Annotated in this window: 18 protein-coding genes; 11 read left to right on the top strand and 7 right to left on the bottom strand. The window is 37.4% G+C overall.

Annotated elements, in window-relative coordinates; genetic code table 11:
• Positions 1 to 22 precede the first annotated feature (22 nt).
• Complete coding sequence (locus IPO27_03005; protein ID MBK8845571.1) at positions 23 to 1528, top strand: hypothetical protein; 1506 nt, start codon at positions 23 to 25, stop codon at positions 1526 to 1528.
• On the top strand, positions 1525 to 2301 hold the full coding sequence (locus IPO27_03000) for a class I SAM-dependent methyltransferase (GenBank protein ID MBK8845570.1): 777 nt from the start codon (positions 1525 to 1527) through the stop codon (positions 2299 to 2301). Before IPO27_03005 ends, IPO27_03000 begins: the two co-directional genes overlap by 4 nt.
• 16 nt (positions 2302 to 2317) lie before the next feature.
• Here the strand turns inward: IPO27_03000 and IPO27_02995 are convergent, their stop codons facing one another.
• From IPO27_02995 to IPO27_02985, 3 genes are all read right to left on the bottom strand, one after another.
• On the bottom strand, positions 2318 to 2728 hold the full coding sequence (locus IPO27_02995) for an EVE domain-containing protein (protein MBK8845569.1): 411 nt from the start codon (positions 2726 to 2728) through the stop codon (positions 2318 to 2320).
• A gap of 16 nt (positions 2729 to 2744) precedes the next feature.
• Positions 2745 to 3488 (bottom strand): hypothetical protein, encoded by a 744-nt coding sequence (locus tag IPO27_02990; protein MBK8845568.1) that lies wholly within the window; start codon positions 3486 to 3488, stop codon positions 2745 to 2747.
• A gap of 96 nt (positions 3489 to 3584) precedes the next feature.
• Entirely contained in the window at positions 3585 to 5621 is a 2037-nt protein-coding gene (locus IPO27_02985) for an Omp28-related outer membrane protein (GenBank protein MBK8845567.1), read from the bottom strand.
• Between the two features lie 526 nt (positions 5622 to 6147).
• On the opposite strand from IPO27_02985, the gene IPO27_02980 reads away from it, so the two are divergent.
• From IPO27_02980 to IPO27_02970, 3 genes are read left to right on the top strand one after another with little or no spacing between them, the layout of a single operon-like run.
• Positions 6148 to 7665 (top strand): T9SS type A sorting domain-containing protein, encoded by a 1518-nt coding sequence (locus IPO27_02980; protein MBK8845566.1) that lies wholly within the window; start codon positions 6148 to 6150, stop codon positions 7663 to 7665.
• Positions 7666 to 7677: 12 nt separating this feature from the next.
• The gene (locus tag IPO27_02975) at positions 7678 to 7941 is read left to right on the top strand and encodes a hypothetical protein (protein MBK8845565.1); all 264 of its coding nucleotides are present in this window, start codon (positions 7678 to 7680) and stop codon (positions 7939 to 7941) included.
• Entirely contained in the window at positions 7928 to 9382 is a 1455-nt protein-coding gene (locus IPO27_02970) for a T9SS type A sorting domain-containing protein (GenBank protein MBK8845564.1), read from the top strand. Before IPO27_02975 ends, IPO27_02970 begins: the two co-directional genes overlap by 14 nt.
• 170 nt (positions 9383 to 9552) lie before the next feature.
• Here the strand turns inward: IPO27_02970 and IPO27_02965 are convergent, their stop codons facing one another.
• From IPO27_02965 to IPO27_02955, 3 genes are all read right to left on the bottom strand, one after another.
• On the bottom strand, positions 9553 to 10518 hold the full coding sequence (locus IPO27_02965) for a bifunctional methionine sulfoxide reductase B/A protein (GenBank protein MBK8845563.1): 966 nt from the start codon (positions 10516 to 10518) through the stop codon (positions 9553 to 9555).
• A gap of 171 nt (positions 10519 to 10689) precedes the next feature.
• Positions 10690 to 11700, bottom strand: coding sequence for an SDR family oxidoreductase (locus tag IPO27_02960; protein ID MBK8845562.1), 1011 nt, complete (start codon positions 11698 to 11700; stop codon positions 10690 to 10692).
• A 63-nt stretch (positions 11701 to 11763) separates the two neighbouring features.
• On the bottom strand, positions 11764 to 12537 hold the full coding sequence (locus IPO27_02955; protein ID MBK8845561.1) for a sulfite exporter TauE/SafE family protein: 774 nt from the start codon (positions 12535 to 12537) through the stop codon (positions 11764 to 11766).
• A gap of 118 nt (positions 12538 to 12655) precedes the next feature.
• On the opposite strand from IPO27_02955, the gene IPO27_02950 reads away from it, so the two are divergent.
• The 6 genes from IPO27_02950 (at position 12656) to IPO27_02925 (ending at position 22365) form a co-directional block, all read left to right on the top strand.
• Positions 12656 to 14608: a histidine kinase gene (locus IPO27_02950; GenBank protein ID MBK8845560.1), complete on the top strand. Its 1953-nt coding sequence runs from the start codon at positions 12656 to 12658 to the stop codon at positions 14606 to 14608.
• Complete coding sequence (locus IPO27_02945) at positions 14601 to 15347, top strand: response regulator transcription factor (GenBank protein MBK8845559.1); 747 nt, start codon at positions 14601 to 14603, stop codon at positions 15345 to 15347. Before IPO27_02950 ends, IPO27_02945 begins: the two co-directional genes overlap by 8 nt.
• A 22-nt stretch (positions 15348 to 15369) precedes the next feature.
• Entirely contained in the window at positions 15370 to 16338 is a 969-nt protein-coding gene (locus IPO27_02940; GenBank protein MBK8845558.1) for a hypothetical protein, read from the top strand.
• Between the two features lie 38 nt (positions 16339 to 16376).
• Positions 16377 to 17279 carry a hypothetical protein gene (locus tag IPO27_02935; protein ID MBK8845557.1) on the top strand — a complete coding sequence of 301 codons (903 nt, stop codon included), beginning with the start codon at positions 16377 to 16379 and terminating at the stop codon, positions 17277 to 17279.
• Between the two features lie 320 nt (positions 17280 to 17599).
• Complete coding sequence (locus IPO27_02930) at positions 17600 to 20686, top strand: tetratricopeptide repeat protein (GenBank protein ID MBK8845556.1); 3087 nt, start codon at positions 17600 to 17602, stop codon at positions 20684 to 20686.
• Between the two features lie 38 nt (positions 20687 to 20724).
• On the top strand, positions 20725 to 22365 hold the full coding sequence (locus tag IPO27_02925; GenBank protein ID MBK8845555.1) for a hypothetical protein: 1641 nt from the start codon (positions 20725 to 20727) through the stop codon (positions 22363 to 22365).
• Here IPO27_02925 and IPO27_02920 read toward each other — a convergent pair.
• On the bottom strand, positions 22348 to 26637 hold the full coding sequence (locus IPO27_02920; protein MBK8845554.1) for a response regulator: 4290 nt from the start codon (positions 26635 to 26637) through the stop codon (positions 22348 to 22350). The two genes, IPO27_02925 and IPO27_02920, sit on opposite strands and share 18 nt — an antisense overlap.
• Positions 26638 to 26826 lie beyond the last annotated feature (189 nt).

The following is a 26826-nucleotide window of genomic DNA, read 5'->3' as shown; positions in this document are numbered from 1 at the left end:
TTCCGATACATTTGCGTTACACATGATGAAAGAGAAGGAAATGAAATTTAAAGCTATTATAGTCTTATCAAGTATTTTGGTTTTGCTTTTTTTACATGCTTCATTATGTGCTCAATCATTTAATATTTCGCCACAGGCTTATGATGATGATGGATTTGAATTTATGCGCGTATTAGGCAGTACCAGCAATGGAGTATATGTATTGCAAAGTAATATTTCGCTTGATAAAGGTTATAATCGCCTTGGTTTTAAGTTGCGCAAAAGCAGGGTGGTGTTTTTTAATTTTGATGCAAAGGAAAAGTGGCGATTGCCCATTGATATCGAATTTGAAAACAGTACCCTTATGGGTATAGAATTATTTAACAACCAGCTTGTGCTGGCTTATACCCAAGAGTTGAAGAATGACAATTATCGAATCAACTTTCACCTTATAAATGACAAAGGCAAAATAAATAAAGATACGCTCCATCGCTTACAAGTTACCCTTGCAGATAGCCGTGCCATTGACCGAATTTTACTAACACGTTCCTCCGGCAATAATTATTTTGTTGTTTCATTACAGGCTTTCGAGCGCAGCAATCAAACCTTTCACTTCTATGTGTGTGATACAGGATTGCAACAATTTTCTCATCATACCATTGCTATCGGACTCGATGAGTCACATTATATCCCCGATGCATTTGATGTTTCCAATTTTGGCGATGTGGTGTTAACAGGTGTTGAAAGCCAGAACAAACGAATTCGTGATGATCGAATGAATGATAGTGCAAAGTATGTTTTGCATATTTCTCCTGCAGGAGGAGATAATAGTATTGCTTATGAATTTGTTGCAGCGAGTAAAGTTATTCACGAAGCATCAGTAACTTTTGATAACAAAAACAGGCAAGTAGTTGTGGTTGGCTTGTATGTTGAATCCACTGGTGAAAGTGCAAGCGGTGTAGCCTTAGGCAGATTTTCAGTAACCACTCCTGCACCGGTACAAATCACTTGCGCCCGGTATATTGAAAATCCACTAGCTGCAAGAAGCCGCGAAGAAGGCATAGGTCAATTTACGATTGATAAAATAATATTACGCAACGATGGTGGCGCTCTCCTAATCGCTGAAAATTTCTTTAAAGAAGAATTTCAGTATTACGATTATTTTACGCAAACCTTCCAACATCGTTTCGAGTATCATTACGATAATGTGGCCATTGTATCCATTAACAAAGATGGAAGTATTGACTGGGCGCGGAAAGTAAAAAAGGAACAAAACAGCACCAACGATGGGGGAGTGTATCTCTCATATGCTACTGCTAATAGCTTTGGTAAGATAATGATTTATTACAATCGCGATTGGGTTCGCAATAATGAAGTAATTGGTGCAACCATCAATAATATCGGAGAACTTGCCGATACGGATGTTTTTAGGGGCATAGACAAGGTGTTGATTTTGCCACGCGAATCAAAGCAGGTAAGTATTGATCAGGTAGCTGTGCCAATCATTGAAAAGAAAAAACTAAAGCTTGCCATTGTAACATTTGAATGAATGCATTACAAAAACTACTTGCTTATTTAAGCTATTGTCGCAAAGCAAATGGAATTCATGCGGCACAAAGCAAATTTATTTACAATTTTCTTCAAGCTGTTTTTTACGATCATAATCCGTATCCCGATTTTGAATTAATTGAGCATGCACGTAAGCAGATGTTATGTAACGCTGCGAGGATAAATGGAAAAAGTATTGGAGCTACTCCCGGAAAAGATTTAGGCAGCGTAAGTCAACTGGTAAGCCGCACTGCCAAGCCCCAAAAATATGGTCGCTTACTTTATAACCTGATGCAATACGTAGCTCCTGCAACCGTGGTGGAACTTGGCACCGGAGCAGGCATTAGTACTTTTTATTTGGCTGCAGCACGCCCCCTTGCATCCGTTATTACGATAGAAGGAGTTAAAGAAATTCAGCAAATTGCAATTGAATATGCTCACCGTCTATCATTGCATAATATTACTTTTATACATAATGATTTTGATATAGCCCTTCCAAAATTGATGCAGGAAACGCGTACAGTGGACCTTGCATTTATTGATGGTAATCACACTTGTAAGGCTACCCTGCATTACTTCGATTTATTGCTAAGTAAAAAAAATGAAAAGAGCATATTTGTTTTTGATGATATTAACTGGAGTAAGGATATGCAACAATCATGGAAAATTATTAAAGCACATGAACAAGTAACTTTGTGTATTGAATGTTTTCAAATGGGAATGGTGTTTTTTGACAAAGCACTAAGCAAGCAGGTTTTTACTGTTCGCTATTAATGTTAAATAAAAAGTGCTACGCTCCCATGTTTACAATACAGTCAAATTCATCTTTTGCTAAAGGCATTACAGATAATCTTCCAATTCGTACAAGCGCAATATTTTGTAATTTTTTCTCTGCTTTTATTTTTGATAGCGGTACACTGTTTTTTAATTTTTTATGTGATGTAAGTTCTACCGCTACCCATTTACCTTCATTATCTGTTGGGTCAGGAAAGGCAGTACGTACAACTTTTGCAATGCCCACAACTTCCGTAGCATCCATGCTGTGGTAATATAAAACCAAATCATTTTTTTGCATACCATTAAGATGAATGCGTGCTGCATAATTGCGCACTCCATCCCACACCGTGCATCCATCGGCAGCAAGTTGATCATAACTATATACACTTGGTTCAGACTTTACAAGCCAATGTTTGAGTGCCATTAAAATTAATTTTACGTTACAGTTTTCTAAAATAGCCTTGAAAAAAATCTCCGCCAAAAAGTGATTGTACTTTTTCGGGCTTGTCGCTAAAGAATTCATCACATGCGGGCTTCACGCCTTTATTGATGTTCCAGAGCGAAGGGTTGTTAGTTTCTGCATAATCAACCAACACACAAACTGCATTAGTACTCATACGTGGATATACATGTTGAAGCAAATGCTTAATAACATTTTTATGATCGTCAGGATTACCTCCAAAGCCACAGTCAATATTTGCAAAGCAAATGCTATCAGGTAATTGAGCCGGAATAGTTTTGTAGAAATCTCCTTCGTGCAAATGCGGCATTGCTATATTGTATTTTTTAAAACTGTCTACGAATGCTTGTTTTGCATCTTTTTCGCCTAGTGCAGAATAAAAACTATCGTAAGCATGCAATTGCACCTGTGGATTATAATGCTCAATTATTTTTTTGAGCAATACTGTTGTCTGTCCATTGAAACAGCCAAGGTCGCACACATCTCCAGGCACATTAAATATCAGATTGCTACTGAGCAAATGAAAAAGATTCATGCGCATTTCGCGGGTGGTCATTTCACCGTACTGGCAAGGATGCTTAAGCTGCATCTTCGAATTCATAGCACCCAGCACCTTATTTGCCAATTGCATTTTTCTGCTGCCCTTGCCATTCCAATTGAACATCGTTGCTATCACATTGCCATCCATTGGATTGGTGCGAGTCGTTCTCGTATCAGTCATCATATTATCTAATAAATAATTGTTTTATCATCATACATCAAAGGAAATGATTTTATCATTTCGTACGGTCAATGATTTATGCAAAAAATAATTGAGTTATTAACGCTGCATTATTACAACACGGCCTTGTTTAGTTCCTGTTTTGGTTACACCACGCATGGTATAAACTCCGGTTGGTTGATTACTTAAATTTATAGATAGGATATTTAAAATTGTTGACAGCCCTTGCGCTTGCCATACCACCCTGCCTTGATTATCATAGATTGTAACCTCAGAAAAATTTTCGCCTTTAATAGTAAAATGGCCATCCGTTGGGTTTGGAAAAACTATCATATCATTCTCTCCTAACTCCTGCAAGTCAGCAGCAATAGTAGTAGATGCTGCATTTAATATTTTTCCGGTTGAATAGTCTTGCACCCATGCTATCATGTTTATTTTGGTTTCGTCATATGCCAGAGGCAATGTATAAGTAAAGGTGTGCGTATATATGCTATCAGCTTTAGGATTAAGAGGCAGGCTGTTAGCCTGCCCATCAAAATCTCCGAGTAAGGCGCGAGCCACATGGTGATATTGCATTTGCGAGGCTGGCACCGGATTGCTATCAAGTTGCCAATTGTGACCCGCTCCTACGAGTGGCTGGTTTTGCGACATAAAACTATAGTAATTCACTTGCGCATAACCTTGAGTAAGGGCTGTTACTTCATTTTCTGTAATAGCAGCATTAAACCGATAGTCACCATCAAGCGAAATAGTAAATTTAGAATGTACATTCATGGTAACAATTCGTAACGAAGCATTGTAATTAGTTGTCATCCAAACTTCGCAGTAAGGGGTGTCGGTAATGTGTTTGTTGTAGTAGGTCAAAAAATCAGAAGGATCAATATCCAGATCATTGCGATCTACCATGCCACTGGGTATATTGGTTATAAGCGGTAAGAAAGCAGAGTCGTAACCCTGCACTACCATTGGGTCGCCATTATGCACAGCAATAGGAAATGCAGTTGCCGGAAATTGAGTGCCTAAGTTGTACATAGCCACTATGCCCTTAGGGCAATAGCCACACCAAGTGCCTGTTAATTCTTCAAACACAATTTTTTTTGGTGCCAGGTAACTGAAAGTGTAAATGGTATCATGTAACGTATCGTCTGCTTGCACCAAATCGCCTGCAAGTTCTATCCAGCACGTGATAGGATTTATTTGCGCATCGTATATGGTTACCGGTATAATATGTGAAATATTCAAATAGGTACCGGGCAAAATATTCAAGCTAAATTTTTGATCGCTAAGTGTAAGGCTATTATATTTATATTTAATAGTAATAGAGTCTATCGTGTTTATTCCTGCATTGTAAATTTTCCATGTAGTAGTTTCATTGGTCGGTATCAATGCGCTGTTTACAAGGTCTAGTTTTTCTAATGCTGCCTGCCACTGTGGTTGTGTACCTTGTATAAATTCGTAATAGGTATTGTCTGTAATAAAAATGCCGCTGCCTGTGGTGCCATTAATTAATGGCGAACCCGCTACACTTATGGCCGTGTTGGAATTAATCTGCAAGCCAACCGTTAATTCTTGTGCGCATCCTCCATTGCGTTGATCAACAATAAAAATTTTATTTGTTGTTTCTTCCAGCACAATGGACCAAAAAACATAACAGCCATTTGCATTGGATGTATATGAGTTGAATGAAATCCAATGTTGTCTATTAGGTGTGGTACCTAATGTGCGTGTTACAATTTTATCATTGCTGCCTGTGCCGGCTATACCCCATAAGCATATAGCATTATCAGGAATTAATGCAGATGGCAATGTTGAATTTTGATAGGATGGTGCAGTCATTAAAGTAAGTGTATCAAAACTAACTATGCCAGATGTGGATACGATGTAAGAGCCAAAAGATGTTCCATTAAATATAAAATTAAATGGAAGAGGTTGTATTGATGACCAGGCAGGTGTAGCAGCATTTCCATTATGTATAGATAACCATGCTGGATGTAGCCCAAAGCCATACAAATTTTCGTTTTCGTTGTTGACCAAACCCGGATTTTGACCTGTATTAATATGTGGCAAATAGTAATATTGCGCCATGGTGCTTTGCACCATGCACACAAAAAGGAAAAACAAAAACCGTGGTTTCATGAAAATCAAAGATACGAAATAATTGGTTTGAAAAACAGGAAGCGAGTCTTAAACGGAGTGGATATTGATTTAAAATAAAATTTATTTTTTATCTTGTCATGAAATAAGGCCATAGCAAAAATTTGAATTTATTTAACAAGGAGTATAAGCACAAAGCGAAGAAGAATAAGGAATGGTTTTGTTCGAAAAGGTTTGTGAAGATATTACTTAGGAAAAGTTTTCTGTTTAAAACTTTACTTGACATAAATAGATTTTTTTGTAAATAACTTTTTTATCTTTGGAATAATAAAGTTCCTCTATTTTAAAACAATTTAAAACTTTATCGCTATGGAAAATTCAACAATTGGCCAAACAAAGGTTTTGGCCTATACATTTTTATTAGATACTGAAAACGGGCTGAACCAACAGGCAACAGGCAACAGGCAACAGGCAACAGGCAATTAAAAATAATTTTTAACATAAAGGCTCGTGATTAATATCATGAGCCTTTTTTATATTTAATAATTAAAATGAAATTTCTTTTCTCATGTTAGTATTATTAGTTGGCTTCCAGCAATTATGCATATCGCAATTAAGCAATAAATGGATTTTGGGATATGAGAGTTGGGGTGGGAGCCCATTTGGAAATGTAAACATGGATTTTAGCAACCACCATTTTGATTCGGCATATTTTTTTTATCGCGATATGAATTTCGAATTTGCTAATGCCAGTATATGCGATAGCAATGGTACACTTTTGTTTTATACCAATGGTGTATACATTGCCAATGCCCAAGATGATACTATGCTAAATGGCAGCGGTCTCAACCCAAGCTGGTACACAACTCAATGGAATTATTATGGGTTAAAAATTCCACAAGCCGACTTAATAATTACAAAACCTGGTAGTGATAGTTTGTATTATTTGTTTCACGAAACCAACGATATTGATATTTTTTATAGACCAAATTTTTTATACTATTCCATTATAAATATTAAAAGTGATAGTGGTGAGGGTGAGGTGATAGTAAAGAATAATATTTTAATATCGGACACATTAGTTTCTGGATGCCTCACTGCAACCAAACATGCCAATGGCCGCGATTGGTGGCTTGTTGCACCAGAGTACGGCAACGATGGTGGTTATTATGTTTTGCTAATAACACCAGATACTATTATTGTAAATCATCAAAATTTTTATTTGAATCATTTAGGAATTGGCCAAGCTTGTTTTTCGCCTGATGGTAGTAAATATATTTGGAATCAAACTTGGGATCACACATATTTTTATGATTTTGATAGATGTACTGGTTTACTAAGTAATCCTCAATACTATTTGTATATAGATAGCTTTTATTGGATAGGTAGTTCTACTTCACCTAATTCAAGATATGGCTATGTTTCACACGGCCCATACATATTCCAATTCGATTTGCAGGCAAGCAACATGGCAGCCAGTCTTGATACGGTTGCTGTAAACGATGGTTTTTATGACCCTAACCCACCGTGGCCAACCTCTTTTGTATTGCATCAACTTGGCCCCGCTGGTAAAATATATATTAGTACTGGTAATGCTACTTTCTCTTTACATGTAATAGACCAACCAGATAGTGCAGATACCTTATGCAATGTTTTACAACATTCCTTGTCGCTTGGTAGGTTTAATGTTACTATACCCAATTTTCCAAATTATGATTTGGGGCCTTTGGCGGGGAGTCCTTGCGATACGCTTGGGTTAAACCTCACCCCAGCCCTCTCCAAAGGAGAGGGAGCAATACGACTTGCGCCCAATCCTGCCAATAATTCTTTTTACATAAAGTATGATATTCCTACAAATGAGAATTTACTTTTTGTGCTGTACGATAGTTATGGTAAAGAAGTTATGCGCAAAAATTTGTATGGGAGTTTTAAAAATTTGTTGGTGCATACGGAGCAATTGGATAATGGTATTTATTTTTGGCGGGTGGTATCTGATAATAACTCCAAAAGCCAGCCGAGCATAGGTAAGCCCCTTCAGGGGTTTGGGGTGTATTGTGCGAGCGGAAAAATTGTTATCTTGCACTAAGGAAAATATGAAATGATGCCATTTAATTCTTTAAGAAAAACCTTTTTGCACGTAACGTATATTGTTACCGTTGTGTTTTGTTTTCAATTTGAAATTGATGCACAGAATAAACTTCAAACAAAACTTTTAATTCAAGACGTTTCACAAGCGCAACAAAATATGCACAAAATGATGGGCACAAAAACTGAATCCATAGCGGGTGGTGAAAACACCAACCGAAGGCAAATGTTTAATCATTACACTTCTATTTTGTATTTATTCTATGCATATTTTTAGTCAAGGTAGAAGTAATTATTGGCCATTGGGATATGCCAGCTACTCAGTAGATACAAATTTAGGTGGCATGACTGTTGAATACCCTAATAATTCGTTTTATTTATACAAGCACCCACGTTGGCTATATGCTAGCCGAGCAAATGCAGCCATAAGCAACGATACGGGAGCCATTCTTTTTTATACAAATGGTGTTTATGTAGCAAATGCAAAAGATGACACAATGAAAAATGGAAGTGGGCTAAACCCAAGTGCCTATACAAATACTTATTATATCGGTGGATTATTTATTCCACAGGGCAATATTATTATTCCCAAACCCAATAGTGATAGTTTGTATTTTTTGTTTCATGAAACCATTGATTTTCCGCTGCCTTTAAATAGGCCAAGATACCTTTATTGTAGTACTATAGATATGTCATTAGATGCCAACAGGGGCGAAGTCATTATTAAAAATGAAATATTAATCGATGATACATTATTTGTTGGAGGAATTACAGCCTGTAAGCATGCCAATGGACGCGATTGGTGGGTTTTAGTGCCTGAAAGTAGAAATCAACTGCAATTGGGGTACTATGTTTTGAATATACAGCCAGACACTATAATCATTGCAAGTCATTTAAATTTTCCAGTAGATAGTGCACAAATAGGCCAAGCATGTTTTTCGCCAGATGGCAGCAAACTTATTTTAAGCTACATTCAAGGCTGTGCTTTTTTTGATTTTGATAGGTGCAGTGGCACATTAACATTAATTGATACCATTGTTTATCCTACTAATTCCTTTAGCATTGGCGCAAGTGTTTCTCCTAATTCAAGGTATGCTTATGTAAATCTTGATGCTATCAATATTTTGCAGTATGATTTGCAAGCTGCAAATATACCTGCAAGCGAGGTAACTGTTGCTGTATATGATGGTTTTCAGGCGCCATTAGGAATCAATACTGTATTCGTATTGCATCAAATAGGAGTGGATGGTAAAATTTACATTACTACATCTACTGGCACATTTGCTATGCATGCAATAGAAAACCCAGATAGTGGTGGGCTTGCTTGTAATGTAAATCAACATGCAATTATTTTGCCTCGGTACAATTTTTCAATCCCCAATTTCCCCAATTATGATTTGGGAGTGTTGCCGGGGAGTCCTTGTGATACCTTAGGGCTTTCACTCCTATCTCCCACGGTAGAGAGGTTGGGGGTTAGGTTGTTTCCTAATCCTGCAAACAATTCTTTCTATATAAAATACAATATCCCTACCAACGAGAATTTACTTTTTGTGTTGTACGATAGTTATGGCAATGAAGTATTGCGCAAAAATTTGTATGGCACTTTTAAAAATTTGTTGGTGCATACGGAGCAATTAAATAATGGGATTTATTTTTGGCGGGTAACTTCAAATAAAAATGAAAGACGCGAGAGTGGAAAAGTTGTTATCTTGCGTTGAAAATAAAAGCAAAAAAAAGTGCAAAAAGCAGGAGGCCAAAATACTTTTCACTAGCGGGACACGAGCGAGTGCAAAGAGCGCACTATTGCTTGAATACAAGCGCAGCGCATTACCCCTCTCCTTAAGGAGAGGGGTAGGGTGAGGTTTGGTCTGCTTTTACTTTAGAATTTTTATCTCTTTATCCTCTCCTTAAATACTTTTTCAAACTTAGCAATCTTAGGTTGAATAACCATGCGGCAATAGGGCTCTTCTTTATTTTGGCTAAAGTAATTCTGATGATAATCTTCGGCCTTATAGAAAACTGAAAATGGTGCTACCTCCGTTACAATTTTCTGATCATATACCATCGCTTTGTTCAGCTCGTCAATTATTTTTTCTGCACTTTCTTTTTGTTCAGGGGTGCGATAATATATCGCACTACGGTATTGTGTGCCAACATCTGCACCTTGTCGGTTGAGTGTGGTAGGGTCGTGCACGGTAAAAAACACTTTAAGTATTTCTTCGAAACTTGTTTTATCAGCATCAAATGCAATTTGCACTACTTCGGCATGGCCGGTAGTGCCATTGCAAACCTCACGGTAGGCGGGGTTTTTAATTGTGCCTCCGCTATATCCTGACTCTACACTTATTACGCCATCCAGCATTTGATACACGGCTTCTACACACCAAAAGCATCCACCGCCAAGTGTAACGGTGTCCATATTAGTTGAGGTTAATTCTTTATTAGTAGCAGCAACAAATTCTAGCGAGAGCGAGTTTACGCAATAGCGATTTCCGGTCTCGGTTGGCCCATCGTCAAATATATGACCAAGGTGTCCTCCACATGTACCACAGGTAATTTCGGTGCGTGTCATACCATGCGTACCATCGGTAGTTTGCACAATCTTGCCGCCTTCAATTTCACGATCGAAGCTTGGCCATCCACAATGAGAATCAAATTTCATTTCATCGGTAAATAGTTCGTTGCCGCAACCTGCACATGTATAAACACCTTTTTCTTTATTCATCAGCAGTGCCCCGGTAAAGGGCCTTTCGGTTCCTTTTTCGCGCAGTATATAATATTGATCTGGAGATAGCTGTTTCTTCCATTCAGTTTCTGTTTTAGTCACAGTAGGTGCATTTTTATTATTTTCCATTTCGACTTTATTGTTTATTACTTCTTCCTGCTGGCAGCTTGCGTTTAGCGCAAGCAGCATCATCATTGTATAAAATTTTATAACACGCATTTTTTCTTCAGTTTTAAAGATTAAGACGTTTATAAGTCTTAATACTTACATACAAACGGAAATCTATGGATTAAGGTTTTGTTAAGCCTGCAATTTGTTTCCAAAGGTGGCTTCAAACCATTGATATGTAATTCGCAATCCTTCGGCCATATCAAATGATGGGTTGTAAGCCAGGTGTTTCCTGGCCAAGTCGACCGAAGCAAGAGAATGCTTAACATCTCCTGCACGCTCTTCACGATACACAGGATTTTGCGTGCTGCGTGCAATGGATTTTAGCATCGTAAACAATTCGTTGAGCGATGTGCTTTTTCCAACAGCAATATTGTAAACACGTGTAAAAGCATTATCATCAGTAGCGCAAAGTGCTCGTATGTTTGCTTGAACAGCATTAGCTACAAACGTAAAATCGCGGGTGGTACTACCATCGCCATTAATAAAAACAGGCGTATTGTGCAGCAGGCCGTTCATAAAAATGGGAATTGCCGCAGCATACGGTCCGTTTGGGTCTTGCCGTGGTCCAAATACATTAAAGTAACGTAGGCCAATGGTTTTAATGCCATACGTAAGGCCAAAAATGTTTCCATACAATTCGTTGGTTAATTTGCTTACGGCATAAGGCGATAGGGGAGTGCCCAGATCCGCTTCATGTTTCGGTGATGCTATACTATCACCATATACCGAGGATGAACTTGCGTATACAAATCGTTGCACGTTAGCCTGACGGGCCGCATTTAGCATATTGATAAATCCGGTGGCGTTGGCATTGTGCGTTGCTAGCGGGTTTTCAATAGACCGTGGCACAGAGCCTAATGCAGCCTGATGCGAAATTAAATCAACACCAGCGCATGCCCTATGGCAATCATGGTAGTTAACTATATCTCCATGCATGTATTCGAAATTGGGATGTGAACGAAAAAGGTCAATATTCTTTTGAAAACCATTTGACAGATTATCAAGCACACGCACTTTTTTTGCACCGTGGTGCAAAAGGTATTCTACAATATTGCTTCCAATAAATCCGGCTCCTCCGGTAACTAATATTGTTTTGTCTAACAGATAAGATGTGTGATAAATTTCTTTATATAAACTCATATACAATGATGTTAAAAAATTCTTTGCTAAACTATTAAAGATTGTGCGAATTTATAGCTTAAATTAAATTAATCCGGCTCCAAGACAAAGAGAAATTACCAAAAGCATTATCGCAACAAAGCGCTGTAAAAAGGTGATGGTAATCTTCTTTAATAATTTATTACCCAAAATGGCGCCCGCTATAGCAGCCATAGCAGCACCAATTATTAATGGAATGTTTTGTAGTAATTCAGGTTTTAAAAATTCAGCCGAGTAAATGCTTAGTCGCGATATGTCTACACATGTGCTGATGACACACGTAGTGCCAATAAACGCCTGTTTGCTTATTCCTGTTTTAATTAGAAAGGCGCTGCGCAGGGCGCCCTGATGTCCTGATAGCCCTCCAAAAAAACCACTTATAAATCCTCCGGGTACAAGCCATTTTTTTCCAAACTGCATTTTCTCGAAGTAAGGAATTACATCCATCAGCGAAAAAATTACAAGCAATGCGGCTATTACTAATTTTAAAACTGTTATCTGAAACAAATGGTCACCGATTGAATAAGAATGTATAACAGGCATATGAGAAATTTTGGTGAGCAGCCATGCACCCATAAGGGCACCGGCAACTGCAGTAATTCCAAAATAGAGCAAAATCTTTTTGCTCGCACTTTTACCTACCAGAAAAATTTTAAAAATATTATTAATTAAATGAACAATGCCGGTAAGTGCAATGGCAATCTCGACCGGAAAAAATAACATAAACACGGGCGACAATAAGGTGCCGAGTCCAAAGCCGGAAAAGAAGGTTAAGAGCGATGCTCCAAAAGAGGTTATACAGATTATAATAAATTCCATAGCGTATTTACAAGGTAAAAGTAAGCCAATTTTGAAAGCAAATATAGAAATGGTATTTTCGTGCATGCCATTTAAAATCATTCTTCTTATTGCTTTCTTATTGTTGTTTAAATGTAGTATGCTACACGCTCAAACCGAAACGTATATTGATTCGGTTTTAGATGTTGTTTCAAATACTAGCAATGATTCTGCAAAGGTTGTAATCATGACCTTTCTGGCCGATCGTGTTTTGCAATCGAATAAGGAGCTTTCACGGGCGCTCATTGATTCTGCTAAGCATATTAATGCTAAATCAGGAAACATGTTTGCCTATTTAAATACGCGAATTAGTCAGGGTAATCTTTTTACTTTAGAAGGCAAAATGGATTCGTCAATTAGTTGCTTTGTTGAAGTAATGCAATACAAAGGCAAAGTTGAATTTGAAATTTTAGTAGCACGGGCGCAAACTAACTTGGCCAATAATTACCGGCAACAAGGCAATCTGAAAACGGCATTAATTAATTACCTTGAAGCAGAAAAGTACTATGTACGAACCAATAATATGAAACAACTTGCACAAATATATACGAATATTGCGGGTTTGTTTTTTGATTTAAACGATCTTAAAAAGGCGCTTGATTATGATTTTAAAGCACTAGAAATTGCCAAACAAATTGGATTAACCCTTCAGCTTTCGCAGTTATATAATAATGTTGCTTCGGCATATGGCGAAAGCAACAATCACGATTCAGCCATGTATTACTATCGAATGGCTTTGCAAACAGCCGAAAAATTTGAAAATCTTGATGGGTATATCATGGCAACCCAATCAATAGGAATAGAATACTATGAAATGGGAATAATCGATAGCGCACTTATGTACCTCAGCAAAGCAAAAGAAATCTATGATAGGCAAGAATATTATGATGAATCGTTGGTAGTAGTTTATGAATACCTTGGGCTATGTGAGCTAAAGCGAAAAAATTATAATAAGGCATTGCATTATCTTACCATAGGAGATTCAATAGCAACTGAAGTTGGTTTTATTATTGATAGAATAGAAATAAAGAAAGCACTAAAGGAAACCTATGCTGCTATTGGAAACTGGCAGGAAGCCTACAACGTACAACAAGCATATGTTGTGTTAAATGATAGTTTGCAACGCGATGAAAACATTCGCATTACCCGCGAACTCGAAAGGAAATACGATACTGCCAAAAAGGAAAAGGAAAACATTGAGCTACAGGCTAAAAATGACATTCAGCAATCGCAATTAAAATCAAGGAATCGAATTTTGCTGGCAACAGGGATTGCAGCGCTTCTACTGTTATTGCTATGCTACTTTATTTATAGAAATTATCAATTCGAAAAAAGGCATTCGTCAATCCTTGATAAACTGAACGCTACACTTATAACCCAACGGGACGAAATTTTGCATATCAATCAACTATTGCAGTTAAAAGTATTGCGTACCCAAATGAATCCTCATTTTATTTACAACTGTCTAAATGCTATAAACAATCTTGTAACCAAAGGTGAAAATGAAAAGGCTAGCAATTATCTGGTACGATTTGCCCGCTTATTAAGAATGATACTGGATTGTAGCGATAAGGCATTTATTGATCTTGATGAAGAGGTTAAGTTTTTAGATTTATATCTTTCGCTGGAGTCGATGCGTATGGGTAACGATTTTCATTATTTCATTTCCATTACAAAAGAGTTGCAGGATGATGATATTTCCATTCCTTCGTTGCTGGTGCAACCTTTTATTGAAAATGCCATTTGGCACGGACTGCTTACTAAGGAAGGAGAAAAAAATTTGCATGTACAATTTAATTCTGTGAGCAGTAATGACAAGATAGAATGCATCGTAACTGATAATGGCATTGGTCGACAGCGGGCAGGCGAATTAAGACAGCTAAAGCATGGCATGCATCATGAAAGCAAGGGAATAAAGATCACACAGGAACGTATTGCCCTCTTAAGCTATCAGATAAAGGATGATGTATCGGTAACCATAAGCGATTTAAAAGACGATGCGCAACATACCTCTGGTACTAGGGTTAAACTAATTTTGCCGGTAAATGGATAAACCAATTGATATACTTATACTGGATGATGAACGCGATGCGTGGGAATACTTACAATCGATGCTTCGCATGCAAGTGCCTGATGTGGGCAGGCTGTTAGCAACATCGTCTATGGATGAGGCCTCCGAGTTTATGATTCATGTAAAACCTCAATTACTTTTTCTAGATGTGGAAATGCCTGGAATGAATGGGTTTGAATTTTTGCGTATGCAAAAGGAAAAAAACTTTGGTGTGATATTTACAACTGCCTACAGCAAATATGCCATACAAGCCATTCGTTTTAGTGCCATTGATTTCTTATTAAAGCCTGTGCAAGTGGACGAATTTAAAGATGCGGTGCAACGTTTTCGCAATGCCATGCAACACAGCCCTTTACTTGAGCGATACAGCCACTTATTTGAAAATCTTGCTAAAACAAATGAGAGAGAATTCAAAATCTCGCTCACTAAAAGCAACCGTCAATTCCTGATAGCACCTGCCGATTTTTTTTATTGCACGGCAGATGATAATTATACGCGCCTGTATTTAATTGACAATACCGAATTTTTATTGTCGCGTACCTTGCGCGATATTGAAGAAATGCTTACTCCGCACGATTTTATTCGTATTCATAAGTCAACACTGGTAAACAAGCATAAAATACAATCGCTTTCTAACGAACGCATACTCACACTGGAAAATGGTGTGCAATTAGAAGTATCGCGAAGACGAATTGCCCAAGTGCGTGAATTATTAATTTAGTTTTGCAACCCATTCAAAATATATGATAAGCAGAATAAAAAAAAGATTTCGTGTAAAAGCAGATAACGATATTGGTTTTGGTACGCACGTATTGGAACAGGACCGTTTGCTAAATAAAGATGGAACCTTTAATGTAATCCGCAAGGGAATTCCTTTTTTCGACCGTTTTAATTTTTACCACTTGCTCATTTCTATTTCCTGGGTTCGGTTTATTACAGTGCTCTTTTTGGGTTATGTTTTTATCAATTTGGCATTTACAGTAATCTACTTTGCAATTGATACCAATGAGTTTGCAGGTTTAGAGTATAGTAATGCATTTACAAGATTTAAAGAATTGTATTTTTTCAGCACACAAACATTTACTACGGTTGGTTATGGAAGAATCAACCCGGTAGGTGGTTTTGCAAATCTTGTATCATCAGTAGAATCGTTTACCGGCCTGCTCGCTTTTGCTTTGGCAACAGGGCTTTTATATGGGCGGTTTTCAAGACCAAAGGCAAATTTCAGATTTAGCGAAAATATTCTAGTGGCACCATTTAATAATGGTACGGGGTTAATGTATCGCGTTGCAAATGTTTACAATCACCAATTGATTGATGTAGAAGCTCAAATTAATTTTACAGTAATACGCGAGGAAAATGGTGTTAAAGCAAGAAAGTATTTCAACTTGCCTTTGCAATTAAATAAGGTGTTGTTTTTTCCTACAAGTTGGACGGTCAATCATGTAATTGATGAAAGCAGCCCATTGTATGGTATGACTATGGAAGACTTTATTGCTGAAGAAGCAGAGTTCCTGATATTGATGAAGGCTTTTGACGAAAATTTTTCGCAAAGTGTTCATTTGCGATATTCCTATAAACATACAGAACTAAAGGTAGGAGCAAAGTTTACAAGTATGATGGATGAACCACGCAATGGCAAACAAGTAATGGATTTTAACAAATTGAGTAATACGATAAATGCTCCTTTGCCGTTAGTAATTGATATTTAATCTTTATTTTTGCCCGAAATTTATAAACCAATAATATTATGAAGAAAACACAAATTTTCAATCTTTTAGTAATTATTATGTTACTTGGCATTCAATTGATAAATGCGCAAGACATTATTGTAAAAACAAACAGAAAGGAAATTAAGTGCAAAGTAATTGAAGTAGGATTAGAAGAGATCAAGTACAAATTTGCAAATGACAGCACTAGTCCAACTATGGTAATTGCTAAAATGGAAGTGTATAAGATTAAATTTGAGAATGGACAAGTTATGGATTTTAAGGCGGACGAATACGATGTAAACCAAAGTGTTGAGTTGCGCGATTATGACAAAGCACTAAAGCTCGATTTTTTTTCGCCTTTGTTGAGGCACCTTACACTTGGGTATGAGCAAAAAATAAAGGTAGGCCTTAATTTTGAAGGCAAACTTGGCCTTATTGGCCTGGGAATTCCAAATGAAAGGCGAACCAACCTGATTGGATTTTTTATTAATCCGGGGATAAAATTAGTGGGCAAAAGCAGCACCTATGTTGAGAGTGGAAAAAAAAGAGCACACGCCTTAGCTGGTGGATATATCAGGCCTAACTTTACTTTCGCCTACCATCATTTTGACAGACGATTTGATACCTATGATGTCTTCAATGGTGAACCCTATCAAAGCAAAGCGTATCGTGTAAACGTTTACAACTATGGGCTTGGCGTAGATTTTGGATTTCAAAGCATAGTGGCTGGTAGATTTGTTACTGATTTTTTCTTTGGACTCGGTTACTGTTACCAAACTAATAATCTCGAAAAAATTTACAGGGATGCCGAACAAAATAATGATTACTACGGGTTAATACAGCCGGAATACGAAACCTACAATCATAACTATTTTACATTTGGTAAAAAATTTCCAATGACCATTCGTGGCGGGTGGATGATTGGTTATCTCATTGACTAAAAAAAGCCTTTAACGGCTACCATATACGTTTCTGACAAGCGGGGAATTGCTTTAGCAATTCCCCGTTTGTCTTTTTACTACCTTTTGATATTATGTTGGGCAGCGTATGCTTATTCACATAAAGTTTCCGAAATAAAAATATTAATCATACTAAAGAGATGTTGAACGAAGCAGCCAATTTTGACTGCGGGTGTGTATTGTGTGAAATGCCTGATTTATCAAAACTTTAATGTTCATAAAAACCCTGAAAGCCATAATAATTAAAGATTGCAACACGTTTGATACTATTAATTTTGAATCCATTGTAAATTATGCGATCAATGAAATGGTTAACCCTGATTTTGATGTCAGTTATGCTGACAGGCTACGCGCTATATGGCCAGCGTACACCCTATTTTTCTGAAGATGAAAAACACTTTAGGTTAGCCATTGAGCTGTATGAAAAGGAAAAATACAGCGCAGCACGTATCGAACTTGCTAAAGTAATAGAAAGTAAACGCTATGTTCCTGAGCAGTTACGGGTAAATGCAAAATTTTATAATGCAGTATGTGCATATGAGTTGTATCACCGCGATGCAGAAAAATTACTACTTCAATACATGGTTGATCATCCATCTGAAACAAGAGTTAGTACAGCCTGTTTTTATACCGGATTATTGTATTACCGCGAAAAAAAATGGAAGAGTGCTGCCGACTATTTTGATAAAACGGAAGTAGCTGATTTAAGTGGCGAGCAGGTTTCAGAATTTTATTTCAAAAGTGGCTATTGCTATTTTATGAAGGCCGATTACCTTAAAGCGGCTGCCGCCTTTAGGCAAATAACAAATGGCGGCAGCAAGTACACCAATGCCGCCAAGTATTACTTTGCCTATATCAGTTACTTGAATAAGAACTACGAAACAGCATTGGAGCAATTTGCCAACCTGAAGGGCACCGAACCATTTGCCTTATCAGTAATGAATCACATAGTAAACATTCACTACATGCTTGGCAAATATGATCTAGCAATCAGTGCAGGTAACGAAGCGTTGCAGACTCCTGGATTTCAGAACACCACCGATATCAAGCATTTGATGGCAGAATCTTACTACCGCAAAGGGGACTATAAAGATGCAGCTGAGTGGCTGGAGAAATATCAGCAAGCTTCGAAAACCCTTACGCGCGATGATCTGTACAAGCTTGGCTATTCGTACTATAAGGGAGAAAATTTTGCAAGCGCAATTGTTAATTTTCAAAAGGTAGTTAACCTGAATGATACCATGGCACAAAATGCATATTATCATTTAGGCGATTGTTTTTTGAAAACAAAAAACAAACAGAGTGCGCGCAATGCATTTCAGTTTGCAAGTAAACAGAACTTTGTTCCCGAAATAACTCAGGATGCGCTGTATAATTTTGGTAAGCTTAGCTTTGAGTTAGGCTTTCAGCCCCAAGCTATCAATACCTTTATGGAGTATCAGAAAAAATACCCCGGCTCTAAAAACAATAACGAATGTAACGAATATTTGGCGCAACTGTACTTGCAAACCAAAAATTATAAAGAAGCCCTCTCGCTATTAGAAAAAATAAAGGAAAACAACCCACGTATGCAACAGGCATATCAAAAAGTTGCTTACTACCGAGCAAACGAGTTATATAATGATGGCGACTATCCTAAGGCAATTGCTTTGTACGAAAAGGCCATTGTAAATAATGTAGATGCAAGCCTGGCATCGAATGCAATTTATTGGAAAGCTGAAGCATTATACAAGCAGCAAAAATATCCTGATGCCATCAAGCAATTCAGAACCTTTGTGTTTTATCCGTCTGCTGTTAGTCTATCCAATTATAGCAATGCGTTATATGACCTGGGTTATTGCCATTTCAAAACAAAAAATTGGGCCGAAGCAAGCGACTGGTTTCGCAAATACCTGAATAATAAAATGAGCGCTGATGATAGCCGCTCAAGTGATGCCATGGTCCGCATAGCCGATGCCGCTTTTATATTGAATAATTATCCGGTTGCCATTGAGTATTATACAGCAGCTATAAAAAATAATAGCAACGCCTCTGACTATTGCCTTTTTCAACGCGGTATGATTGATGGAATAAATGATAATCACGAAATCAAAATATTCACCATGCAAAACCTAGTTGAAAATTATCCTAACTCTACTTATTTAGATGATGCCATGTACGAATGTGGAGATGCCTACTTTGTAAATACCGATAATCAAAATGCGTTGATACAATTTAATAAGTTGATTGATAGCAAAAAGGAAAGTTCATATAAAACAAAAGCTCTTTTGAAAAAAGGACTTATCTATTTCAATCAAGGTGAGAATAAAGTTGCTTACAATACTTTTAAAACAGTAGTAGAAAGTAATCCCAAGTCGCAGGAAAGTATGGAGGCGCTTATGCAAATGAAAAATATTTCGGTAAAGGAGGGTAACCCGGATGCCTTTATCGCATTTATGAATGAGTTGCCGCTGCCCAAAGCAAGCGATGGTGTGCAGGATACGCTCTACTTCGAAACTGCTCAAAACTTTATCGAAAAACAGGATTATCCGAAAGCGCTGGAATCGTTATCGTCTTATTTACAAAAGTATCCGAACGGAGTGTTTGCAAGAGAGGCAACCTATTACAAAGCCGAGTGTTTGGTAAAAGAGAACAAACTAGAGGAGGCACTTCCTCTGTATGAAAAGATTTTAGCAGGTAATAAAAGCGGATTTACCGAGCGCTCATTATTCAGAGCCGCTGCTATTCATTTTAAAAACAAGAACTATTCTAAATCGCTGGAGCAATTCAGTTTGCTGGAACAAATTGCAGAGTATAAAGATAATATTATTGCCGCCTATGCGGGTCAAATGCGCAGTTGTTATTACCTTGATAATTATGATGGTGCTATTACTGCTGCACAAAAGTTATTGAAAACCGAAAAGCTGAGCCCTGAGTTAGGTAACGAGGCCCATTTAATTTATGCCCGATGTGCAGTTGCACGTGAGGACTATGCAGCCGCGCAACGTGAATATGCCGAGGTCGAAAAAATTGGTAACAGCGAGCGTGCGGCCGAAGCCAAGTATCACCTGGCTCTTATACAACATCTGCAAAAAAATTATAAGGAAGCCGAAAAGCTGGCGTATGTTGTAATTAACCAGGTTCCTAGTTATGATTTCTGGATAGCTAAAAGTTTTATTCTTCTGGGCGACAATTATTATATGCAACGCGACACATTCCAGGCCAAGTCTACTTTAAAAAGTGTACTTGATAATTATAAAGCTGCTGCAGATGACAAGGAGGATATACTTAAAATAGCCAATGAGAAATATCAGTTTATCATTAATCAGGAAAATAATATTTTCCGCAAGGAAGATAATGATACAATAGAATTTGACAGCGATTCGGTGTCTACCGATGGACAGCAATAATGGTTAAGCAAATGCATTTTAAAATAGTGATCTACAAAATGAAAAGAGTAATAAATATAACTGCTGCATTGTTAACTATAACTATGTATGTTGCTGGGCAGAAAACCGGAAATGATTTGGGTGACGAAACCATTGTGATCGATAAGGGCTATAAACCTCAGTTGGCAGATGGACTTAAAATAAGTGATTCGCCTAAGAATGACACTGCCGTATCTATTGCACCAAAACTTACCTACGAAATTTCTAATATTCAAAGCGAAACCAACTTTCAGATAACTCCTTTAAAGCCTGTTAGGGTAAAGGAAGATAATATCAAAGAGTTATATCGTGGTTTTATTAAGGCGCAATATGGATATCCTGGTTTTACGCAGGGAGATTTTGCCTACAATGCCTTACGGAGCAAAGAGTTTGATGCAGGTATTCACATTGGGCACCTGGCTGGTAAAGGGAGTATAAAGGGATATGGTTTTCCAGGCTTTAGCAACAATGTAATAGACGCAACCGCGGCAAAGTTTATGGAGCAAGCTGATTTTAGAAGCAACATTGGTTATGTGCGCGACTTGTATCATTATTATGGATACGATGGCGAGCAAACCATTTATAGCAAGAAGGAAACTCGTCATATTTTTAATACCTTTTTTGCAAATGCAGTTTACAAAGCTCGCCCCGATGACAGCGAATCGCTAGACTATACTGCCCGAATAGATTATTATAACACACGTGATAATCTCAATGCCAATGAAAATAATTTTGGCATCAATGGTGAGATTGCAAAGCCTATAGGCAAAGGCAAAGTTGGTGGTGAGATTGCACTTTTGTATAATAAAATAGATCAAGTAATAACCACCTATTCAACTACACTAGTATCTGTAAAGCCAAGGTATAGCATAAAGTTGCGGCCATATAATATTGATGCGGGGGTAGATTTAATTTTTCGAAGTGAAGATAGTGCTACCAAGGTCAGTTTTTTTCCGGCTTTAAATTTTGCATATACCCTTGTCGAAGGAAAGTTATCAGCCTTTGGCGAATTAAATCAGCGTGTAAAAATGAACACGTTTCGACTTACCGGTGCTGAAAATCCTTTTCTTGATGCAGCTAATCTATATCGTTTTACCTATACTCCGTTTCATGGCAAAATTGGAGTTAGTGCTAAGCTTGATCGCAATATACAGTTTCGTAGCTATGTAGATTATTCGCGCAACCTCGGTTCTTTGTTCTTTGTAAATATGCCCGTTGAGCCGGTTAAGTATAGCATTACCTACCGCGATAATCAAGTGGTCAATGTGTATGGTTCGTTGTTGTATGAGCAAAGTGAAAAATGGAATGCCGGAGTGTTTATTGATTACTATAGCTTTATTATGGATCAGGAAGGTGTTGAGCCAACATATACACCTACCGTTAGAACCGGTATTAAAGCAGGATATAACATGCAGCAAAAGATTGTTGCTAACCTGGAACTATTTCTGAATAATAAAGCTTTTTATTATGATTATGAGCAAAATCAGTATGCAAAACTTAAAGGATGGGTTGATGTGAATTTGAATGTACAATATCGCTACAATAAACTTTTAAGTTTTTCTGTAACGCTTGATAATCTTGGCTTTAGCAAGTTTCAGAGATTTTATAAGTATCCCGTTTATCCTTTTAGTGCAATGGCAGGTTTAAGCTATTCTTTTTAGCAATGCTACATTATGCATTTGCATAATGTGTAAGTTGTCGAGTATTTCTTTTACCTTATTAAAATCGAGCGGCTTGGGAAGGTAGTAGTCCATGCCCGAAGCATAGCAGCGTTGTATATCTTCGTTAAGCGCGTTGGCTGTTACCGCAATAATTATTGAGCGTGCAATTTTATTTTTTTGCTCATAACTGCGTATAGCCATGCTCGTTTCCCAGCCATCCATTCCGGGCATATTAATATCCATAAAAATAACATTGTATGGGTGTTTCATATGCTTTTCAATTGCATCAGGACCGTTGGTTGCTATATCTGATTTAAAACCATGAAAGCTAAGTTGCTTGTTTAGTACCATGCAATTAGTTAGCACATCGTCCACTACAAGAAAGTTAGAAAGTTGAACTGAAGTATTGCGTTGCAATACATCCGGTTGAATAATGGATAAGTCGTTAAGACGGTTTAATTTTCCTAATAAATATTTGAAAAATGCCCTGTAGCGAATTGGCAACATGTACCTGTCAGTATTTCCAAGAATCGGATTGTTTATCAAACGCGACTCATTTGATATGATTAATAAACCAGGCATTGGCTTTTTATTCTGCAATAGCCATTGCAGTACCTTCTCATTATTGGTAATGGTATGCTGGTGCAAAATTACTAATTGCGATACAGCAATTTCCGGATGCTCCAAAAATTCGGCAACAGTAAGTTGATTTGCTTCCATGCCCAACTTCTTGCATTCAGCTTCTAAGTAAAGTAAAGAAGAAACCTTATTGGCAAGGATGTGGATGGGGCGTCCTTCCAGTTGTTTGTGAGTAAATTGCTCCTCTGCAATTAGTTTCTGAATGCTTTGGTTTTCGAAAGATGCTACTGCAGGCATTTCAAAGGTAAAGGTACTACCGCTGCCCGTAGTACTTGACACTAATATGTTTCCATTCATGAGTGTGGCAAGCCTTTTAGAAATTACCAGCCCGAGTCCGGTACCACCACGGTTTACAGATTTTTGCTCTTTAAGTTGTGTGAATGAATTAAATAATTTCGAAAGTTTATCTGACGCAATTCCAATACCGGTATCTGAAACTGCAAACTGAATTAGCTGCCCTTCACCACTGTTCTTAAGTGATACAGTCATAGCAGCACCTCCAACATCGGTAAACTTTATGGCATTGCTGAGCAGATTTAAAAGAACCTGTTTTACACGAATCGAATCAATTAATAATCCGCGTGGAACATCCGCATCTATATGATACGAAAGGTCGAGTTTTTTTTCATGCGCCTTTGATGATACAATTTCAAACACTTCATCAATCAGTTGAGGTAAAAATACCGGCTCCTCCATTAATTCCATTTTCCCGGCTTCAATCTTGCTGAAATCAAGAATATCATTTATTAATGCAAGCAATGTTTTGCTGCTCTGTTGAAGGCCATTTACAAGTTCGGTTTGCTCCTCATCAAGGGTTGTATAATTTAGCAAATCAGATAAACCAATGATGCCATTAAGTGGTGTTCTGATTTCATGGCTCATTGATGCAATAAAATTACTCTTTGTTGCAGTTGCTGACTCGGCAGCTTCTTTTGCTTTGGTCAATCCAATCGCATTTAGTTTCATTGATGTTATATCATGAAACATATTTACCATAAACACCTTGTCCTCTTCAGGCATTTCTACAAACGTGCGGTTAATCTCCAAAAACTTTTTTTCGCCATTGACAATTATGCTGCTCTCAAATCCTTTATAATCTTCACGCTCTGCAAATAATCTCTGATAAGCTTGCATATCGAGGTGATAATCAAATTGAAAATTATGCGATAGTTGAATGAGATTAATACTGTCAAATGCACTTTGGTTCGCTTCAATCAAAGTAAAGAATGCATTATTACTACTTATAATATTAGCATGCTCATCAGTAATTAAGATACCATCATTACTATGTTCCAGAATGTTGCGAAGCCTGGCTTCCGAGGCTTTTAAAAAGATAGTTCTTTCATCTACCATTTTTTGCAATATACCGGCATTGCGTTTTTGTTGCATGTACTTTAACAAGGTGTAAAATATCCCGGTAGCAAAAGCTACTACAAGTAAATAAAACCACCAACGGTTGTAAAAAGGTCTGTTAATCGTAATTTGTGATGAAGTAACTTCATTACTCCATAAGCCATTTGCACCTTTGGCTTTTAATTTCAGAAAATAATTTCCTGGTGGCAGGTTAGTATATCGTATATCATGCACATCGGCATTACTTAGGGTAATCCAGTCTTTATCAAATCCAATTAATTTTGCTTGTATCGAATTTTTCTTTTCGTTGGTTAACGATATAGCATTAAAGTAAAATGTAATGCTATTGGCAGCGTGCTTTATTTTAAAATCGTTCCGGAGGCCGTAAAATTCACCTATCGAATTTGTTGCGCCTAATAAGGTAATAGCAGGTTTTTGCAAATTGGATAGCACATACTCTGATTCGTGAACCGACACTCCTTCGTTAGTGCCAATCCAAACACGTCCTTTGCTGTCAACAATGCCGGACGAGCGGTTGGTTTCGCGTCCTGCAAGCCCATTTTCAATGCTATAGTGCCATGCACGATAACGATTTATTTTCCATGCCCCATCATTGGTGCCAAGCCAAATGTTATTTTTTTTATCATTAACTATGAAATATACTGGGTAGCGGTTATCAAAATCTTTATGTGTAAACTTAGTTGCTTTGCCATTATGATATAAGTACAGCCCCGATTTTGTTCCGATAAAAATGTTCCCTTTGTCATCGTCCTTCATGTAAAAAGTAGAATGATCGGTTGTGTCGGCAAACAAGATTTCTTTAGCCATGGATATTCCGGAACATATATAAGCACCGTTACCTGCCCCTATCATTAAATTATTACTGGCATCAAAAAATATTTTACGTATATAAAACAGGTCTTTAAATAACTGTCCGTCTGCAACTGCTTTGTCTTTTTCGATGTGGAATAAATTGTTGCTACATATATAGTATATGGTTCCATATTTGTCAGCGCAAAGCGAAGTAATTGGTTTGCTGTTGTCGTATTCGGAAATAATTATTTTGTAAGAGTTATCTGGAAGAAGTTTTGCTATTGCATTATTTCCAACCAAAAAATAAGCATTACCCGATTTATCCAAAGCAGCATCTATAATACGGTTGCTCGAGTTAGATTTTTGTGGAGATGCAATAAACGGATAAGGTGTAATGTTCCGGTCATTAAATATGTAATACCCATACATGGAGCCCATAAATAATCGGTCGGGCCCAATTTCGAGAATGCAGGAAACTTCGTTATCGCTATTGTATATGGGAGGAAAGTAGTTGACAAAATTGAATGAAACTATTTTGCCAATGCCTCTTAACGATGAAAACCAAAGATTGTTTTCTCGATCAAAAAGCAGGTTGGTAAACCAGGTTAAGGTTTGATGGTCGCGTACCGAAAAACTGCTAAAGTTGTCGATTGAAATTTCGTAATAATAACTATTTAGATGGGTGCTAATATATATACGGTCATTGCCATCGGCTATAATCAGGTCATGACCGGTGTCGTAGTTGCCCGTAAGTTTTAGATTTTCGCGAATAATACTGAATTTAGAATTCTCAATTTTCCCAAACCAGGTATCGCCATATACAAAACTGATTGGGGTATTCGTTTTGGGTAGGCGGCTTTCTACAAGACCACGAATTTGCTTGCCATTTAGCATACTGGCTAGTTCACTAACTAGTTTGCCTTTCTGCCATTGATATACAGAATTTGCACCGCATATAACGACCGAATTATTGAATGTTGAAAAACTTAAAACCCGCTGAGGAGTAAACCCTGAATTTTGGTCAAGAATATGCCATTGTTTATCGTGATAGATAAAAACGCGATTTTCAGAACTTTGAATAGCAACATGGTTTTCTCCATTTATGGCAGTTGCAAAAGATTTAACTGCGGTTTCTTTTGCTTTATTTTCGGGTTTGGAAAGCGAGGTATATTTTTCACCATCAAATTGAACAACAGGGTAGGCTAAACTAGTTGGAATAAAATACACTACCAAGTCGCGCGTACCACAAACACTGCTGTATGCCGAAGCGGGAAACCCTGCAATGGAGTCGATCGTTTTCCACTCCGATCCGTTGTAACTGACTAATCCATGGGAGGTATATACCCAAATCTTACCAGTGCGATCTTGTGCTATAGCATAAGATACACTGGTTAATAAACCAGGCGATTCATTGTATGATTTATACTGAAATGTTTGAGAATGAGCATTATAGCTACAAGCCAACATCAGAAAAACAAAACAAAACCCCCAGTAAAATAGATGCTTCCGGAGAATACTCGGCATATGTGGCAAAAATAGAGAAATTAACAACAAAACAAATTCTATTTAGCCTAAAATGCTGATTAGTAGGCGTAGTGGTTTTTTTAGTTGTTAATAACTTGGCTTTTACTTGTTCACTTAACCATGTTTAAAAGT

This window comes from Bacteroidota bacterium (assembly GCA_016714535.1).
In the GTDB taxonomy this organism is placed as follows: Bacteria; Bacteroidota; Bacteroidia; order AKYH767-A; family OLB10; genus JADKFV01.
Note: the sequence above shows the minus strand (reverse complement) of the source record. Positions and strands in the feature narration are given on the sequence as shown.